Genomic DNA, 587 nt, shown 5'->3' on the forward strand with positions numbered 1-587 from the left:
GGGAGTTCGTGGATTTTAGAAAGTCTATCAATGGTCTGGCGGCGATTATCGAGTCCGAAACCGATTTGCCGCTCGGCACGGGCGCACTGTTCCTATTTACCAATAAACAACGCGATAAAGTCAAAGTGTTGTACTGGGATAAAACGGGTTTTGCCCTGTGGTACAAACGGCTCGAAAAAGCCAAATTCAAATGGCCCACTCAAGAGAAAAAACAGATGTACACCCTGACTCAATTTGACTTAGATAGACTGTTGTCTGGCTTCACAATAATCGGCCATAAACCGATAAAAATAGACAATTTTACAATGAGTTAACCTCGATAAAAGTCAGTTATACCAAGCCTTATCGTGGTGTTTTTTGTATAATCAATACCATGAAAAAGACGCCCGATATTAACCCAGAAAGCCAAGACATCGCCGAGCTTCAAGCTATGGTGAAAGCGTTGATGTCGGAGAAAAAAGAGTGGCAACAAGAGCGCCAATCCTTAATTGAGCAGTTTAAACTGGCCCTTGACCGTCAATTCGCCAAACGCTCGGAAGCGTTAAAGCCGTATAACGAAGCGCAAGGTGACCTCTTCAATGAAGCGG

The 587-nt window shown here is 44.0% G+C and carries 1 protein-coding gene and 1 pseudogene; both read left to right on the plus strand.

Annotated features, from left to right (window positions below):
• The coding region (tnpB, locus tag VOR_RS0114250; protein WP_010320366.1) for an IS66 family insertion sequence element accessory protein TnpB at window positions 1–314 on the plus strand (314 nt) is incomplete at its 5' end.
• Window positions 315–373: 59 nt separating this feature from the next.
• Window positions 374–587 (plus strand): annotated as a pseudogene (locus VOR_RS0114255) (IS66 family transposase); the annotation flags it as partial.

Origin of the sequence: Vibrio ordalii ATCC 33509 (genome assembly GCA_000257205.1) — a bacterium.
Classification (GTDB): Bacteria; Pseudomonadota; Gammaproteobacteria; order Enterobacterales; family Vibrionaceae; genus Vibrio; species Vibrio ordalii.